This window comes from Streptomyces sp. NPDC058052, from assembly GCF_042885515.1.
Lineage (GTDB): Bacteria > Actinomycetota > Actinomycetes > Streptomycetales > Streptomycetaceae > Streptomyces.
In genome coordinates this window covers 15389-31464 of record NZ_JBHVRX010000056.1, presented here as the reverse complement: position 1 = coordinate 31464, position 16076 = coordinate 15389, and the positions used below count along the sequence as shown (strand labels likewise).

Sequence of the window (16076 nt, the reverse complement as noted above, 5' to 3'; positions counted from 1 at the left end):
CCCCCTGGGGGTGCGGCGCGCCGTTCGCGTCCGTCAGGTCACTTCTTCCGTACGGGGCGCAGGGCGCCGGCCGCCGGCTCGACCGGCTCGTCCCGGGCCTCGGCCCAGAGCGAGCGGACGTGACCGAGGTGGCGCATCATGCACTCCTCGGCGCCCGCCCGGTCGCGCGCGATCATGAGGTCGAGCAGTTCGACGTGCTCCTCGGCGGAGGAGACCAGCTTGCCCGCCTCGTCCAGTCCGGTCAGCCCGTAGAGGCGGGACCGCTTGCGCAGGTCGCCCACGGTCTCCACCAGCCGGTCGTTGCCGCCCAGGCCGAGGAGGGTGAGGTGGAACTGCCGGTCCGCCTCCAGGTAGCCGATGAGGTTGTGCTCGCGGGCGTTGACGACGATCTCCCGCGCCAGCGGGCGCAGCGCCTCCAGCTGCTCGGCCGTCGCGGTCTCGGTGATCCGGCCGACCGTGGGCACCTCGATGAGCATGCGCAGCTCGGTGCACTGGTCGAGCTCGCGCTCGCTGACCTCGGTGATCCGGAAGCCCTTGTTGCGCACCGGCTCGACGAGGCCCTCGCGGGCCAGGTCGAGCATGGCCTCGCGCACCGGGGTGGCCGACACGCCGAGCTCCGCCGCGAGGCCCGGGGCCGAGTAGACGGTCCCGGGCTTCAGCTCACCGGCCGTGAGCGCCGCGCGCAGCGCGTGGCCCACCTGGTCGCGAAGCCGCTCCTGGGCCTTGATGAGACTGTGCTGCTTCAGGTCACCCACGCCGTACCTCCGAGAATCCGCAGGCGCCCAGCGTACAATGTCACGTTTCTCAGCCGATGGCCGCCCGGTGGACCGCGACGGCCACGGCGAGATCCTGCCAGGCCATGCCCACGCTCTTGAAGAGGCGGGGAGCCGGTCCCGGGGCGGGCAGCGCCGGCCCCCGGACGAGATCGGCGAGGGTGCCGGTGACGTGACCGGGCCCGATCGCCCCTTCCGCCTCGGGGATCAGCAGGTCACCGGCTTCCCGCAGGGCCGCCGCCCGCGCCTCGACCCACACCTCGGAGCGGCGGACGAGGGCGGTGTCGGTCTCACGGGCGTCCGGCTCGTGCGAACCGACGGCGACGACGACCGTCCCCGGCGCCACCCGCCCCCCGTCGAAGAGGGGTGAGCGGGCCGTGGTGCAGCACACCACGAGGTCCGCCTCGGCCACCTCGTCCGCGGTCCCGGTGCGGGCCTCGGGGACTCCGACGCCCCGGGCGTACGCGGCGAGCCCCTCGGCCCGTGCCGGGTCGCGGGCGACGACGGTGACGGAGGCGAGCTTCCGCACCGCGAGGAGCGCGTCGACGTGTCCGTACGCCTGCGGTCCCGAGCCGAACACCACCACCCGCGACGGCCGCTCCCCCGAGGTGAGGTGACGGACCGCCAGGGCGGAGACGGCCGGGGTGCGCAGGGCGGTGAGCGCGGCGCCGTCGAGCAGGGCGCGCGGCCGGAGGGTGGCCCCGTCGAGGAGCAGGTAGCTCCCGGTGATGCGGGGCAGCCCGAGGGCGGCGTTGCCGGGCGCCACCCCGGCGATCTTCACCCCGGCCCAGCCCCCGGCGGCGGCGGGCATGAGCAGCAGCTCGCCGGCCGGGACGGGGACGGCGGAGCGGGGCGGGCAGGTCTCGGGGTCGAGCCCCGCCCGCAGGACCTCGGCCAGTGCCTCGACGGCCGCCGCCGGGGCGAGCAGCCGGGTGACGGCGCCCGCGTCGAGGTACGGGAGCGCGGTCACAGGAGGAACCCCGCGCCGAGGGTGTCGTCCGGGTCGAGCGTGAAGTGCGTCTCGCCGGTGCGGTGGGCGGTGCCGGTGACCTCGGTGACGAGGCCGCCGGCGGGGTCGCCGCCGGGGACGGCGCGGCCGGTGAAGGCGGTGCCGGCGATCGACTCGTGGGTGAGGACCTGCCCCTCCTTCAGCCGGCCCTCGTCGGCGAGGAGGGCGAGCCGGGCGGAGGTGCCCGAGCCGCACGGGGAGCGGTCGATCTGGCCGTCGGCGAAGACGGTGACGTTCCGCTGGCGCGGCCCGTCCGGGGTGTCGGGCAGGTCCTCGTGGAGGATCACGCCGTAGACGCCGGAGAGCAGCGGCCCGTCGGGATGCCAGGTGGCGGGGTGGCCGGCGAGCGCGGTGCGGATCTCCCGTCCCACCCGGGTGAGTTCCGGGAGGGAGGCCCGGTCGACGGTGAGGCCGAGGTCGCGGGCGGGGACGGAGGCGTAGCAGGCGCCGGCGTGGGCGAGGTCGACCTCGACGATGCCGAGACCGGTGGCGACGGGCACCTTGCGGGCGGTGACCCGGGCGGGCACGTTCCGGAAGGTGACGCCGGTGGTGCGGCCTCCGGAGCGGTGGACGGTGGCGGTGACCCGGCCGGACGGCACGTCGACGCGGACGGGTACGTCCCGGTCCCCGTCACCGGCCGGGACGAGGCCGGTGTCGACGGCCCAGGCGGCCAGGGCGATGGTGCCGTGGCCGCAGGCGGTGGAGAAGCCGTCCTTGTGCCAGAAGAGGACGCCGAGGTGGGCCCCGTCGTCGTCGGGCGGGACGACGAACCCGCCGTACATCCCGGCGTGGCCGCGCGGTTCCTGGACGAGGAAGCGGCGCAGCGCGTCCAGCGGGCCGGGGCGCGGGGCGGTGCCGGAGCCGCCGGAGCCGATGGCGGTGGCGCACCGTTCGGCGACGGTGTCGCCGGGGGCGGGCGGCAGGCCGTCCGCGACGATCCGGAAGGGTTCGCCGGCGGTGTGGTAGTCGGTGACGCGGATCCCGTCCGGTCCGGGGACGGACGCGGGGGCGGGCGCGGGGTCGGCCACGGTCTCGGGGGCGCTCACAGCAGGAATCCCGCGGGGAAGGGGTCGGTGGGGTCGAGGAAGTACTGGGCGGTGCCGGTGATCCAGGCCCGCCCGGTCACGGTGGGCACGACGGCGGGCCTTCCGCCGACGGTGGTCCCGGCGACGAGCCGTCCGGTGAACTCGGTGCCGATGAAGGACTCGTTGACGAAGTCGGTGTCCAGGGGCAGCAGTCCGCGGGCGTGCAGCTGGGCCATGCGGGCGCTGGTGCCGGTGCCGCACGGAGAGCGGTCGAACCAGCCGGGGTGGATGGCCATGGCGTGCCGGGAACGGGTGGCATCGGAGCCGGGGGCGGCGAGGTAGACGTGCTTGACGCCGGCGACGGCCGGGTCCTCGGGGTGGACGGGCCGGTCGTCGCCCGCGTTGATCGCGTCCATGATCGCCAGGCCGGCGGTGATCAGTTCCTGCTTGTGGGCGCGGTCGAAGGGGAGACCGAGGGCGTCGAGCTCGACGAAGGCGTAGAAGTTGCCGCCGTAGGCGAGGTCGTAGGTGACGGTGCCGTACCCGGGGACCTCGGTCTTGAGGTCGAGTCCGACGCTGAAGGCGGGGACGTTGGTGAGGGTGACGGAGCGGGCGGCGCCGTCCTCGACGCGGACGGCGGCGGAGACGAGTCCGGCCGGGGTGTCGAGGCGGACGGTGGTGACCGGTTCGGTGACCGGGACCATGCCGGTCTCGACGAGGACGGTGGCGACGCCGATGGTGCCGTGGCCGCACATCGGGAGCAGGCCGGAGACCTCGACGAAGAGGACTCCGTAGTCGGCGTCGGGGCGGGTCGCGGGCTGGAGGATCGCGCCGCTCATGGCCGCGTGGCCGCGCGGCTCGTACATGAGCAGGGTGCGCAGGTCGTCGCGGTGCTCGATGAAGTGGAGTCGCTTCTCGGCCATGGTGGCGCCGGGGATCACCCCCACTCCGCCGGTGACGACCCGGGTGGGCATGCCCTCGGTGTGGGAGTCCACCGCGTGGTAGACGTGTCGGGTGCGCATGGGCTGTCTTCCCCCTGGATCTAGCGGAGGCCCTCGGCCAGGACCTTCTCGGTGGCGGCGCGGACAGCGGCCTCGACGGCGCCGGTGAGCGGGAGGCGCGGGGCGCGGGTGGGACCGCCCGGGCGGCCGGCGAGGTCCATGGAGAGCTTGATGGCCTGGACGAACTCGGTCTTGGAGTCCCAGCGGTAGAGGCCGTGCAGGGACTTGTAGAGCGGGAGCGCGGTGGTGAGGTCGCCGGCGACGGCGGCGCGGTAGAGGGTGGCGGCGGACTCGGGGAGGGCGTTGGGGTAGCCGGCGATCCAGCCGACGGCGCCCGCGATGGCCAGCTCCAGGAGGACGTCGTCGGCGCCGATGAGGAGGTCGAGCCCGGGGGCGAGTTCGGCGATCTCGTAGGCGCGGCGGACGTCGCCGCTGAACTCCTTGACGGCGACGATGTGTCCGTCGGCGTGCAGGCGGGCGAGGAGGGCCGGGGTGAGGTCGACCTTGGTGTCGATGGGGTTGTTGTAGGCGACGATCGGTACGCCGGCCCGGGCGACCTCGGCGTAGTGGGCGCGGACGGCCTCCTCGTCGGCGCGGTAGGCGTTCGGCGGCAGGAGGAGGACGGAGCCGGCGCCGGCCTCGGCGGCCTGTTCGGCCCAGCGGCGGGACTCGGCGGAGCCGTAGGCGGCGACGCCGGGCATGACGCGGGAGCCGTCGCCCGCGGCCTCGACGGCGGTGCGGACGACCGCGGCGCGCTCGGCGTCGGTCAGGGTCTGGTACTCGCCGAGCGAGCCGTTGGGGACGACGCCGTCGCAGCCGTTGGCGATGAGCCAGCGGACGTGGTCGGCGTAGGCGTCGAGGTCGACGGAGAGGTCCTCGCGCAGCGGCAGCGTGGTGGCGACCATGATGCCGTGCCAGGGGCGGGTGCGGGTGTCGGTCATCGTACGTACTCCTTTGTAGTGTGTGACATTTTACTAAGAGGTGTGCGGCGGCCACAAGAGTGTGAACGCCGGAGAAAAAGGGAGTCAGGAAGCCGTCTCGGACGGCAGCTCGGCGAGCTGCCGCAGCGGGACCGGGCAGGCCAGCGGACGCCGGTCGGGGGCCGGTCCGTCACCGGCCAGCGCCGCCACGGCCGGACCGCACATACGACCCTGGCACCAGCCCATCCCCGCGCGGGTCAGCAGCTTGACCGTGCGGGCGTCGGTGGCACCCAGCTCCTCCACCGCCTCGCGGACGCGCCCGGCGGGCACCTCCTCGCAGCGGCAGACCGCCGTCTCCTCACGGAGCCAGCCGGTCCAGCCGGGACCGGGCCGGTGGGCGGCGCCCATCGCGTCGGCGAAGGACCGCAGCCGCGCGCGGCGCCGCGCGAGAGCGGCGGGCACGGCCCGGCCGGCGATGGCGTGGGCGGCGATCTCGCCCTCGGTCAGGGCGAGCTGGGCTCCTCCGACACCACCGGTCTCACCCGCGGCCCAGACACCGGGCACCGAGGTGCGCAGGCCGGGGGTGAGGACGAGCGCGACGGTGCCGTCGGCGGCGGTGCGGGTGGCACAGCCGAGGGCGGTGGCGAGCGAGAGCTCGGGGACCAGGCCGTGGCCGACGGCGAGCGCGTCGCAGGGGACGCGCCGGCCGGTGCCGGGCACGGGCCGCCAGTCGCGGTCGAGCCGGGCCACGGTCACCGCCTCGACCCGGTCGGTGCCGTGCGCCTCGACGACCGCGTGCCGCAGCAGCGGGCGGACCTGGTGGCGCAGCAACGCCCCGCCGTACAGGGCGCCTTCGGCGAGCTTGGCCGGATTGCGCAGCAGGGTGCCGGTGTGGCGCGCGTACGGTCCGTACCCGGCGGCCTCGACGACGGCGGGGACCCGGGCGCCGGCGGCGGCGAGGGAGGCGGCGACGGCGAGCAGCAGGGGGCCGCTTCCGGCGACCACGACCCGGCGGCCCGGCAGCACGAGCCCGCTCTTCAGCATGGCCTGCGCTCCCCCGGCACCGACGACCCCGGGCAGGGTCCAGCCGGGGAAGGGCAGCTGGCGCTCGTACGCCCCGGTGGCGAGCAGCACCGCGCGAGCGCGTACGGGCTCCGCCGCACCCTCGTCCGTCCGGGCGTGCGCGGTCCAATCGGTGCCGGATCCGGTGACGCTCCAGACCTGATGGCCCGCCAGGTACCGCACGCGGCCCGCGCGTTCGTGGGCGCGCAGCTCGGCCTCGCGGCTCGCGAAGGCGGCCCAGTCGTGGTGCAGGGCCTGGGGGCGGTCGGCGCCGAGGGCCGGGTCGGGGTGGCGGTAGTACTGGCCGCCGGGGCGGGTGCCCGCGTCGAGCAGGGCGACGGTGCGGCCGAGCGCGGCGGCGGTGACGGCGGCGGCGAGGCCCGCGGGTCCGGCGCCGACGACGGCGAGGTCCACGGGGCCGGTCCGGGCGTCAGACGGCGAGGTCGTCATGGCCGGTTCCCTCCTGGCTGGTGACGAGGCCGCCGGGGCGGGCCGGGACGAGGCAGGCGCGGCGGTTGGGGGCGCCGTCGACGGTGACGAGGCAGTCGAAGCACTGGCCGATCCCGCAGAAGGCGCCGCGGGGCTCGCCGCCGTGCCGGGTGGTGCGCCAGGCGAGGACGCCCGCGCCCCAGAGGGCGGCGGCGACGGTCTGCCCGGCGGCGGCCGGGATCTCCCGTCCGTCGAAGCGGAAGGTGAAGGTCTCCTGCGGCGCTCCTCCGACGAGGGCGCGCGGGGTGCGGCGGGTCAACTCTGCTGCTCCTGCGGGGGGACGGTGTCTGCGGGGCCGAAGTCCCGCCCGGGGCGGAAGGGTGCCGGGTCGAGCGGGGGCTCGGCGCCGGTGAGCGCGGCGGCGACGAGGACGCCGGTGGCGGGGGCGAGGCCGATGCCCGCGCCCTCGTGGCCGCAGGCGTGGTGGAGGCCGGGGACGCGCGGGTCGGCGCCGATGGCCGGGAGGTGGTCGGGGAGGTAGGGGCGGAATCCGTGGTAGGCGCGGAGCACCTGGACGTCGGCGAGGACCGGGAAGAGCGCGGCGGCCTGGGCGGCGAGCCGGCGCAGGGCCTCGGTGGAGAGCGAGCGGTCGAAGCCGACGCGTTCGCGGGTGGCGCCGATGAGGACGGGTCCGCCGGGCGTGCCCTCGACGACGGCGGAGGACTGGAGCGCGGCGGAGCCGCTGGCCACGTCGGCGATGTAGTCGGCGGCGTAGACCTTGTGCCGGACGATCCTCGGCAGGGGTTCGGTGACGAGGACGAAGCCGCGGCGGGGCAGGACGGGGAGGGGGACGCCGGCGAGCCGGGCGACCTCGCCGCCCCAGGTGCCGGCGGCGTTGACGACGGCGGGGGCGAGGAGTTCGCGGCGGGTGGTGCGCACGCCGCGTACGGCTCCGGCCGGGCCGCGGAGGACGGCGGTGACCTCCTCGCCGAGGTGCAGCTCGGCGCCGGAGGCGGCGAGCAGCCGGGCGGCGGCCTGGGCGGGCTGGACCTGGGCGTCCTGCGGGTAGTGGAAGCCGCCGGCGAGGCCGGGGGCGAGGTGGGGTTCGAGGTCGGCGAGCCGGTCGGCGGGGATCTCGGTGGCGGTGACGCCGGCCGCCCGCTGGCCCTCCGCGAACGCGCGGAGGGCCTTGAGGGCGGGCTCGTCGGGCGCCACGACGAGCCCGCCCTTGGGCTCGTACTCGGTCTCCGGCGGGAGTGTGGCGGAGAGGTCGCGCCAGAGTCTCGTGGACAGCAGCGCGAGGTCGAGCTCGGGGCCCGCCTCCTTGTCGGAGACGAGCAGGTTGCCTTCCCCGGCACCGGTGGTGCCGCCCGCGACGGGACCGCGGTCGACCACGGCGACGGTGAGTCCGGAGCGGGCCGCGTAGTAGGCGCAGGCGGCGCCGACCACGCCGGCTCCGATGATCACGACGTCCGGGGAGTGTCTCTTGGGCACGGCAGTAATATGTCACATTCTTTTGATGGTGCCCAGACCCTTCCGGGCCCGGGCGCCTGACGGTTCGGCGGGACACGATCCGGCGGAGGTTCCGTCCGCCGCGCAGCTGTAACATAGTAATGTGAAATTGCACTGACAACCCCTCCGTACGCGTCAGTCGCACCGCCGGGCGTCCGCCTCCGTGAGGAAACGGGGGGAGGCGGACGCCCGGCCCCTCCCGGCCGGGCGCCGAACCCCCAGGTCAGGACAGGGAGTCCGGTACGGGACCGAGCCCGGGCGCCGCCGGCCGCAGTCCCTTCGCCGCGCCTTCCGCCCTCCCTCGCGCCACCGCCGCCAGGGCCGCGTCGCCGATCGCGTCGGCCAGCCGCGCCCGGCCCAGCCAGTTGTACGGGCTGTCCGGGCGCAGCCCGTCCCGCTCGCTCAGCAGCAGCCGGGCCCGGTCGTGGTCGCCGGCGGCGAGCGCCGACTCCAGCAGCGTCCGCTGGACGGCGTCCCGCTGGGCGTGGCTGCCGCCGAACACCTGGATCCGGCGCCGGACCGGCCACAGCAGCTCCACCACCGCCGCGTGGTCACCCCGCCCCTGCGCCACCAGCGCCTCGCAGACCGGGAGTCCGACCTCCGCCGTCATGGCGTGGTTGGAGAGGGAGCGCCGGTCCCCGTCGTCCTCGGCCAGCCACCGGCGGCGGTCGTCCACCAGCCGCTCCGCCTCCGCGATCCGGCCCGCCCCCACGTAGGCCATCACCGCGTGGGCGTCGTTGAAGGCGTAGAACGGCGGATCGGCCCGCTCCGCCCAGGCGTCGGCGAGCCGCGCCCAGCGCTCCGGCTCCTCCCGCCCGGCCAGCCGCATCCGCCACAGCAGCGCCGCGGCGTCGAGGAGTTCCATCGCGAGCCCGGCCGACTCCCCGTGGTGGACGGCGGCGTCGTAGACGCGCAGCGCGGTCTCCTCGGCACCCGCCTCCAGGGCGTACAGGGCGTAGTGCCACCAGTTGTGCACGGTCAGGTAGTTGCCCCGGGTCCAGTCGTCCGCCCGCGCGTCCAGGAAGGCGACGCCCTCGGCGATCCTGCCCTGCATCTCGTAGGTGTGGGTGACGGCGTGCACGGCCCACACGTCCCTCGGATGCCGCTCGACCGCCGCCAGTCCGGTCTCCTCCGCGCGCCGGTAGTGCCCGGACTCCTCCAGGCCGAAGGCGTACATGCCGAGCAGCGGCCCCCGGTGCTCGTCGGCCCTCCCCCACGCCGACAGGGCGCCGCCGATCCGGTCCCGCAGCCGCACGGCGTCACCGGTGAGGAAGTCCAGCTGGTGCCCGGCGAAGAGCGCGAGCACGTCCCTCGGGTGGGCGAGGGACAGCTCCTCCAGGAGGTCGCCCGCCCCGTGCAGGTCCCCGGCGAGACAGGCCCCGGCCGCCGCCAGGTGGAGCCGCTCGCGGGCGGGCAGGGCGGTCGTGTCGCGGCCGGCGAGGTAGCGGCCGAAGCGCGCGCGGGCCGCGGCGGCGCCGGTGTGCTCGGTGCCGAGCACCCCCAGGTAGACGGCGAACGCCTGGGCGTCGGGCGACTCGGGGCTCGCCGCCAGCGCGTCCTCGACGGCCGCGGCCACCTCGGGCCGGAAGAAGAGCAGGGCCTCGACGGCCCGGTCCAGATGGTCCGCGCCCTCGGGGGTGCAGGCGTACAGGGTGGTGCCGTGACGGTCGGTCGCCAATGCGGTTCCTCACTCGGTTCCTCGGGTGCTGCCGGGTGCCGGCCGGGCGGCGGCCCGCCCGGTACCGGCCGTACGCCCGCCCCGGGCGGAGCGGGGCTCGCCCGGCCGGCACCGGGAGCGTGCCCCGCCCGTTCCCCCCGCACTCCGCCCGCGCCTCCGTGCGCCCCGCGACCCGCGCACCGCGCACCGCGCGCCGCGCGTCGGCGCCGGACCCTGTCCCCGCCCCGCCCCGCCCGTGGCCCCGGACCTCCTCCGGAGCCACCGGGGTCAACGCCCCCGGAGGCGGGGCCGGTTGTGGCAGAGTGCGGCCGGGGCCCGCGACCAGGCGGGGACGGGTGGGACCGGCGGGACGGGGGCGGGCGTGGCACGGGTGGTGGACGGACGGTTCGAGCTGGTCGGCCGGCTCGGCGGCGGCGGGATGGGCCTGGTGTGGCGGGCCCGGGACCGGGTGCTGCACCGGGAGGTGGCGCTCAAGGAGGTCCGGCCCTCCGACCCCGGCCTCGCCGAGTACGACCCCGCGGCCGCCGCCGCACTGACCTCCCGCGTCCTGCGCGAGGCCCGGGCGCTGGCCCGGCTGACCCACCCCAACGTGGTGACGATCCACCATGTCGTCGAGGCGGCCGGGGCCGAGGCTCCGTACCCCTGGATCGTGATGGAGCTGGTCACCGGCGGCTCCCTCCAGGACCGGCTCGACCGGGGCCCGCTCGCGCCCGCCGAGGCCGCCTCCCTCGGGCGCGGCCTGCTCGCCGGACTGCGGGCCGCCCACGCGGCCGGCATCCAGCACCGGGACGTGAAGCCGCCGAACGTCCTGCTGCGCCCCGACGGCACCCCCGTCCTGACGGACTTCGGCATCGCGTCCCTGCACGGGGCGACGGCCCTGACGCCCACCGGCGCGGTGATCGGCACGCCGGAGTACATGTCCCCGGAGCGGGTGCGCGGCGAGGACGGCGGCCCCGCCGCCGACCTGTGGTCGCTGGCGATGACGCTGTACGTGGCGGTCGAGGGCGGCAACCCCTTCCGGCGGTCGCACACCCTGGCCACCCTCGCGGCCGTGCTCGCCGAGGAGGTCCCGCCCCCGCACCGGGCCGGCCCGCTGGGCCCGGTCCTCATGGCCGTCCTCGTCCGGGACCCGGCCGCCCGGCCCGACGCGGCGCACGTGGACCGGCTCCTGGCCGAGGTGGCGGGCGGCGGCGCCCGGAGCGCCGGGCCGCGGAACACCGGGCCGCAGGACGCGGTCCCGGTCCCGGACCCGGCGCCGACCTCGTACCGGATCCCTCCGCCCGCCCCGGCCACACCTCCGGCCACACCCCCGGCCGCCCCTCCGGCCGTCCCGCGCCCCGGCCGGAGGAAGGCCCGGGTGCTGCTCGCGGCCGGGGTCGCGCTCGCGCTCACCGGCGGCGGGATCACCTGGGCCCTCTGGCCCAAGGGGGACGCGGACCGGGCGACGAAGGGCACCGGCGGCACGACCACGGCGTCCTCCCCTCCGGCGACCACCTCCTCGTCGCCTCCCGCGCCCACCTCCTCGTCCCCTCCGGAGACCTCCACCTCGCCCTCGGGCGGCGGCGGACGGAAGATCACCATCGGGATCAAGGCGGACCAGCCGGGCTTCAGCGTGCGGAGTCCGGACGGCCGCTACGCGGGCTTCGACGTGGACGTGGCGACCTACGTGGCCCGCGCCCTGAAGTACGACCCGGCGGACATCGTCTGGAAGGAGGTCGCGAGCAGCGAGCGCGAGACGGCGCTCGGCGACGGCACCGTGGACATGGTGGTGGCGACGTACGCGATCACCGACCGGCGGGAGGGGCAGGTCGACTTCGCCGGGCCCTACCTGGTGGCGCACCAGGACGTGCTGGTCCGCGACGGCGACACCTCGGTGAGGTCCGCCGGGGACCTCGCGGCCAAGCGGGTGTGCTCGGCCCTCGGCTCCTCCTCCTCGGCCACCCTGCGCGGCGCCGCCCCTGGGGTCGTGGTCCAGGAATTCGCCTCGTACCAGCAGTGCGTCGAGGGCCTGGTCGCCCGCCTGGTCGAAGGTGTCACCACCGACGACGCCCTCCTCGCGGGCTACGCGGCCCAGCCGCAGTTCGGCGGGATGTTCCGGCTCGCCGGCCTGAACCTCTCGCAGGAGCGGTACGGCATCGGGCTGCCCCAGGACAGCCCGCTGCGGGACCGGGTGCAGGCGGCGCTCACCGCGATGGTCGCGGACGGCGCGTGGGCGACGGCGATGCGGACCCACCTGCCGCTGCTCGACCCCGACCCCTCCGCCCTCCGGCGCTGAACCGGCGGCATGATCCACTGGTCGGTGCACCGCAGGGCGCGGTGCGTGAGGAGCGTGAACGTTCATGTCCGTCGCCGACGCCACCGCCGTCCGGGTCCGTCCGGTCCAGGAGGAGGACTTCGACCAGTGGCGTGCCCTGTACCGCGGGTACGCCGAGTTCTACCGGGTCGAGCAGACCGAGGAGGCCGCGCGGCTCGTCTGGTCCTGGATCCACGACCCGGCGCACGAGGTGGAGGGGCTGGTCGCGGAGGGCGCCGACGGGCGGCTCGTCGGGCTCGCGCACTTCCGCCCGTTCGCCCGCCCGCTCTCCGCTTCCGTCGGCGGCTGGCTCGACGACCTGTTCGTGGACCCGGCGAGCCGCGGCACCGGCGCGGCGGACCTGCTGCTGGAGGCGCTGCGCGGGATCGGCGCGGAGCGCGGCTGGAGCGTCGTCCGCTGGATCACGGCCGACGACAACCACCGCGCCCGCTCCAAGTACGACCAGGTGGCCACGCGCACGATGTGGATCACGTACGACATGGCCCCCGGCGCGCCGCTCGGCTAGCGGGGCCACCCGGCCGGCCGGCTCGTCCCCGAGGGGCCGCTCGGCCGGCCGGGTCGTCCCCGGAGGGCCGGCCGGTGGAGCGGCCCCGGTGGGCCGCTCCGCTAGCGGAGTTCCTCCGCGACGACCGCCGCGGCGGCGGCCACCAGTTCGTTCACGCCCGCCGCCTGCCGGTCGGGGCGGGTGGTGAGGACGGCGATCAGGATCGGTCCGCCGTCCGGCGGCCACACGACGCCGGCGTTGTTGTTGGTGCCGTAGTCCCCGCCGCCGGTCTTGTCGGCGACCGTCCACTCCGCCGGCAGGCCCTTGCGGAGCCGGTCGAGGCTCGTCGTGTTGCGCAGCAGCCAGTCGGTGAGGAGCGCGCGGTCGGCGGGCTCCAGCACCCGGCCGAGGACGAGCCGGCCGTAGGTCCGGGCGATCGCGCGCGGGGTGGTGACGTCGGTGTCCCGCCAGGGCTCCGCGGAGTTCAGCTCGGGCTCCCAGCGGTCGAGCCGGGTGACCGGGTCGCCGACGGAGCGGGCGAAGCGGGTGATCGCGGTGGGCCCGCCCAGCTCGCGCAGGAGCAGGTTGGCGGCGGTGTTGTCGCTGAAGCGGATGGTGGCGTCGCAGAGTTCGGCGACGGTCATGCCCCGCGCGATGTTCTCGGCGTCCTGGGTCACCGGGGACCAGCCGGAGCGCGCGACGTAGTCGGCGGTGTAGTGCAGACGGCGGGCGAGGAAGGTGCCGTCGTGGTCGTGGTCGCGCAGGACGGCCGCAGCGGCCAGGGTCTTGAAGAGCGAGCACATCGGGAAGCGTTCGCGGTCCCGGTGGGCGAGGGTGCGGCCGGTGCGGACGTCGTGGGCGTGGACGCCGAGACGGGCGCCGTACCGCTCCTCCAGGGCGCGGAGGCGGGCGGCGGCCCGCTGTCCCGCGGGGTCTCCGGCGGGGGCGGGTAACGCCTGGGCGGTGGCGGCGCCGGTGAGGCCGAGGGCGGTGGTGAGCGCGGCGCCGGCGCCGAGGGCGAGGGCGGTCCGGCGCGAGGCGCCGGGGTGATGGGAGTGCACGAGCATCCTTTCGGAGGTGATCGTTTCCGCAGTGCACCACGCCGAGGGGGCTCGGCTGGTTCCGACACCCCGGGTTACCTGACGGTATGTGATTCGGGGTTCACTGTCCGATCATGGACCCGGAGCACAGTGCTCCGCGGTTGCGAAAGGACACGCATGCCATATCGCGAGGGGGAAAGCGGCTCGGCACCGACCCTGATCCAGTCGGTACGCCGGGCCGTACGGCTGCTGGACGAGCTGGAACGGCGCGGTGGTGCGGGCAGCGCCAAGCAGCTGGCCCGCGAGGCGCTGCTGCCGCTGCCGACGGCGTACCACCTGCTCCGGACCCTGGTCCACGAGGGCCTCGTCCGGAACGACAACGGTGTCTACGCGCTCGTCGCGCCGCTGCGCCGGGACGCGGGCCCGCCGGCCCACGAGCCGGCGCTCGGGATCCAGGCATGGGTGGACACCCTGAGCCAGGACCTGGACGCGGCCGTGTACTTCGTCCAGTACCGGGACGGCGAGGTCGAGGTCGGGGCCGTGTCGGACAACCCGGCGCGCCCGCCGGTCGAGGAGTGGGCCGACTTCCGGGCGACGGCGCACGCCCACGCCGCCGGCCAGAGCCTGCTGCTCCAGCTGGAGCCGGAGCAGCGCAACGAGCACCTGAGCCGCCACCCGGTGACGGCGCTCACCCCGCACACCGTCGACCTGCGGCGCGACTTCGAGCGGCGGCTCGCCGTCCTGCCGCGGCGGCTGCCGGTCCTGGAGCACCAGGAGTACGCGCTCGGGGCGGCCTGCGCGGCGGTGCCGATCACCGTGGGGGCGGAGACCGCGGCGGTGGCGCTGTCCATCCCGGCCTCCGAGGGCGCGCGGCTGCGCGGCCTCGCGGACCGGCTCCAGCGGCGGGCGGAGCAGGTGCTGATCTCCCACACCTTCGCTGTCGCCACCCACAGCCACGAGCCTTGACGGGGCGCCCGCGGGACGCACTGTCCGGCGGAGGGAGACAGCGCACAGGGGCATCGCCGAAGGGGCCGGCGGTGCCCTTTTCGCTGCCCTCCGGGGTCAGAACACCCCCTCCCGTATACGCCTCCGCCGAGTTCCGCCAGGCGGAGCGTGCGACGCTCGATACCCAGGGGGGTATTAGACCCGGCGCGACGGAGCCCCGTACGGTCGGACCCGTTCACACCCGGGGGTATCCAGACGCCCAGCGCTTCGGGGGCGGCGGCCCCCTCCTCACCGTCCCGACCCTCGTCCACCTCGCCGGGCAGGACACCAAGGAAGCCATCGCGACCTCCCTCTTCGTCGTGGGCGTCACCAGCCTCGCGGCACTGATCCCCCACGCGCGCGCACGGCGCGTCCGCTGGAGGACCGGCCTCCTCTTCGGCGCCTTCGGCACGGCCGACGCCTACGGCGGCGGGCGGGCCGCCGCGGGCCTCGCCATGGGCGCGGTGACCGGCCTGGCCGGCTCCGGCGGCGGCTTCCTCGTCGCCCCCGCGCTCCGGACCCACCCCGCCACCTGGGCGGTGCTGGGCGCGGGCGGAATCACGGGGAAGGCGGTGCGGGCCCTGCGGCGGAGCGGACGGGCCAGGGCCCGTACCGCCGCCCGGCCCGCGCATGACCGGCGCGAGTCGATACCGGGCGTTTTGATACCCCTCGGGGTATCGTGGGCATCGAGGGGGTGCGAGGAGAAGGAGGACTGCCGTGCAGGTCGACGAAGAGGCGATGGCGCCCGTGCTGAACCGCTTGCGGCGCGCCCAGGGGCAGCTGGCGGGCGTGATCGCGATGGTCGAGTCGGGCCGCGACTGCAAGGACGTGGTGACCCAGCTGGCCGCCGTCTCGCGGGCCCTGGACCGGGCCGGATTCAAGATCGTGGCGAGCGGCATGCGGCAGTGCCTCTCCGACGACGCGGCGGACGGCCCGCCGATGACGGAGGCGGAGCTGGAGAAGCTCTTCCTGGCCCTGGCGTAGGCCGTCTCTTCCTGATCCCGCCGGGCGCGCACGCGGCCCGGAGGAGCGCTCCCGGAAGGGGGATCCCGGGGAGGAGCCCCCTCCTTTCCTGGCCCCGGCCCGAAGCCCGGCCCGGAGAGCCCCCCGGTAGGGACCTTCCGGACGGGCCCCGGGTCCGCGCGCACACACGGAGCGGGGTCCGCCGCCGTCCGCGCCTCCTATGCTGACCAGGTACGGAACGACCAGGCCAGGGATGGCACGTGACCGAAGGGGGCACCCCGCTCGATGAGCCGGAAGCAGCAGCGCGGAGAAGTCACCGTCGAGCGCGTCCTCGACGCAGCGCTCGACCTCTACGCGCGCGAGGGCGAGCCGGGGCTCACCGTCTCCGCCCTGACCCGGGCCAGCGGAGTGAGCACCGGCAGCATCTACCACCACTTCGGCAATCTCCACGGGGTGATCAGCGCCCTGGCGCTGCGCTGGCTCGGCCGGCTCCTCGGCGAGCTGGCCACCGCCCTGACCTCCCATCAGGACGCCCGCTCCGGCATCGAGGCGGTCGTCCACGCCTACCTGGACTTCGTCCGCACCCAGCCGGCCGCCGCCCGCCTGCTCCACTCCCCCTTCGCGGACCAGGAGGGCACGGCCCGGGCCGCCGAGATCCGCGACAACCAGGAGGCCCGGCTCACCCCGATCGAGCACTGGCTCGACGGACACCGCAAGGCCGGCGAACTCGCCGACCTTCCCACGCCCCTCATCGAGACCCTCGTCCTGGGCCCGGTGATCGGTCTCGCCCGCCGCTGGCTCACCCTCGGGGACGTGGACCTCGAAGAGGCCACCCGCATCCTCCCCGACCGCATCTGGCGCTCCATCAGCCCCTGACCGGAC

15 protein-coding genes and 1 pseudogene are annotated in these 16076 nt (G+C 75.9%); 6 read left to right on the top strand and 10 right to left on the bottom strand.

Features of this window, described 5'->3' with window-relative positions; translation table 11 throughout:
• Positions 1-38 precede the first annotated feature (38 nt).
• The 9 genes from ACFVU3_RS38830 to ACFVU3_RS38790 form a co-directional block, all read right to left on the bottom strand.
• Positions 39-755: a GntR family transcriptional regulator gene (locus ACFVU3_RS38830; protein ID WP_390073512.1), complete on the bottom strand. Its 717-nt coding sequence runs from the start codon at positions 753-755 to the stop codon at positions 39-41.
• A 49-nt stretch (positions 756-804) separates the two neighbouring features.
• Positions 805-1743, bottom strand: a complete 939-nt coding sequence (locus tag ACFVU3_RS38825) for an ornithine cyclodeaminase family protein (protein ID WP_390073511.1) — start codon at positions 1741-1743, stop codon at positions 805-807.
• Positions 1740-2810, bottom strand: a complete 1071-nt coding sequence (locus tag ACFVU3_RS38820) for a proline racemase family protein (RefSeq protein WP_390073514.1) — start codon at positions 2808-2810, stop codon at positions 1740-1742. Before ACFVU3_RS38820 ends, ACFVU3_RS38825 begins: the two co-directional genes overlap by 4 nt.
• Positions 2811-2824: 14 nt before the next feature.
• A complete protein-coding gene (locus ACFVU3_RS38815) occupies positions 2825-3829 on the bottom strand; it encodes a proline racemase family protein (RefSeq protein ID WP_390073510.1) in 1005 nt (334 codons plus the stop codon).
• Positions 3830-3849: 20 nt separating this feature from the next.
• Positions 3850-4749 (bottom strand): dihydrodipicolinate synthase family protein, encoded by a 900-nt coding sequence (locus tag ACFVU3_RS38810; protein ID WP_390073509.1) that lies wholly within the window; start codon positions 4747-4749, stop codon positions 3850-3852.
• Positions 4750-4833: 84 nt separating this feature from the next.
• Positions 4834-6240, bottom strand: a complete 1407-nt coding sequence (locus tag ACFVU3_RS38805) for an NAD(P)/FAD-dependent oxidoreductase (protein ID WP_390073508.1) — start codon at positions 6238-6240, stop codon at positions 4834-4836.
• A complete protein-coding gene (locus tag ACFVU3_RS38800; RefSeq protein ID WP_189850499.1) occupies positions 6221-6538 on the bottom strand; it encodes a (2Fe-2S)-binding protein in 318 nt (105 codons plus the stop codon). Before ACFVU3_RS38800 ends, ACFVU3_RS38805 begins: the two co-directional genes overlap by 20 nt.
• The gene (locus ACFVU3_RS38795) at positions 6535-7713 is read right to left on the bottom strand and encodes an NAD(P)/FAD-dependent oxidoreductase (protein ID WP_390073507.1); all 1179 of its coding nucleotides are present in this window, start codon (positions 7711-7713) and stop codon (positions 6535-6537) included. The genes ACFVU3_RS38800 and ACFVU3_RS38795 overlap by 4 nt, the downstream gene beginning before the upstream one ends.
• Positions 7714-7954: 241 nt before the next feature.
• A complete protein-coding gene (locus ACFVU3_RS38790) occupies positions 7955-9409 on the bottom strand; it encodes a tetratricopeptide repeat protein (protein WP_390073506.1) in 1455 nt (484 codons plus the stop codon).
• Positions 9410-9770: 361 nt separating this feature from the next.
• Here ACFVU3_RS38790 and ACFVU3_RS38785 point away from each other — a divergent pair, with 361 nt between their 5' ends.
• Positions 9771-11684, top strand: a complete 1914-nt coding sequence (locus ACFVU3_RS38785; RefSeq protein ID WP_390073505.1) for a bifunctional serine/threonine-protein kinase/glutamate ABC transporter substrate-binding protein — start codon at positions 9771-9773, stop codon at positions 11682-11684.
• 64 nt (positions 11685-11748) lie between these two features.
• Complete coding sequence (locus ACFVU3_RS38780) at positions 11749-12228, top strand: GNAT family N-acetyltransferase (protein WP_390073504.1); 480 nt, start codon at positions 11749-11751, stop codon at positions 12226-12228.
• A gap of 101 nt (positions 12229-12329) precedes the next feature.
• Here ACFVU3_RS38780 and bla read toward each other — a convergent pair whose 3' ends face one another.
• Entirely contained in the window at positions 12330-13274 is a 945-nt protein-coding gene (bla, locus tag ACFVU3_RS38775; RefSeq protein ID WP_390073503.1) for a class A beta-lactamase, read from the bottom strand.
• Between the two features lie 150 nt (positions 13275-13424).
• On the opposite strand from bla, the gene ACFVU3_RS38770 reads away from it, so the two are divergent.
• From ACFVU3_RS38770 to ACFVU3_RS38755, 4 genes and pseudogenes are all read left to right on the top strand, one after another.
• Complete coding sequence (locus ACFVU3_RS38770) at positions 13425-14213, top strand: IclR family transcriptional regulator (RefSeq protein ID WP_390073502.1); 789 nt, start codon at positions 13425-13427, stop codon at positions 14211-14213.
• Between the two features lie 248 nt (positions 14214-14461).
• Positions 14462-14746, top strand: a pseudogene (locus ACFVU3_RS38765) (TSUP family transporter); the annotation flags it as partial.
• A gap of 223 nt (positions 14747-14969) precedes the next feature.
• The gene (locus ACFVU3_RS38760) at positions 14970-15215 is read left to right on the top strand and encodes a metal-sensitive transcriptional regulator (protein ID WP_390073513.1); all 246 of its coding nucleotides are present in this window, start codon (positions 14970-14972) and stop codon (positions 15213-15215) included.
• Between the two features lie 264 nt (positions 15216-15479).
• A complete protein-coding gene (locus ACFVU3_RS38755) occupies positions 15480-16070 on the top strand; it encodes a TetR/AcrR family transcriptional regulator (protein ID WP_390073501.1) in 591 nt (196 codons plus the stop codon).
• The last annotated feature ends 6 nt before the right edge of the window (positions 16071-16076 follow it).

What these genes read in the sequence shown, in the direction of transcription:
- ACFVU3_RS38815 (WP_390073510.1), bottom strand. Translation starts at nt 3,829, where the DNA reads ATGCGCACCCGACACGTCTACCACGCGGTGGACTCCCACACCGAGGGC.
- ACFVU3_RS38810 (WP_390073509.1), bottom strand. Translation starts at nt 4,749, where the DNA reads ATGACCGACACCCGCACCCGCCCCTGGCACGGCATCATGGTCGCCACC.
- ACFVU3_RS38805 (WP_390073508.1), bottom strand. Translation starts at nt 6,240, where the DNA reads ATGACGACCTCGCCGTCTGACGCCCGGACCGGCCCCGTGGACCTCGCC.
- ACFVU3_RS38780 (WP_390073504.1), top strand. Translation starts at nt 11,749, where the DNA reads ATGTCCGTCGCCGACGCCACCGCCGTCCGGGTCCGTCCGGTCCAGGAG.
- bla (WP_390073503.1), bottom strand. Translation starts at nt 13,274, where the DNA reads ATGCTCGTGCACTCCCATCACCCCGGCGCCTCGCGCCGGACCGCCCTC.
- ACFVU3_RS38770 (WP_390073502.1), top strand. Translation starts at nt 13,425, where the DNA reads ATGCCATATCGCGAGGGGGAAAGCGGCTCGGCACCGACCCTGATCCAG.
- ACFVU3_RS38760 (WP_390073513.1), top strand. Translation starts at nt 14,970, where the DNA reads ATGGCGCCCGTGCTGAACCGCTTGCGGCGCGCCCAGGGGCAGCTGGCG.
- ACFVU3_RS38755 (WP_390073501.1), top strand. Translation starts at nt 15,480, where the DNA reads ATGAGCCGGAAGCAGCAGCGCGGAGAAGTCACCGTCGAGCGCGTCCTC.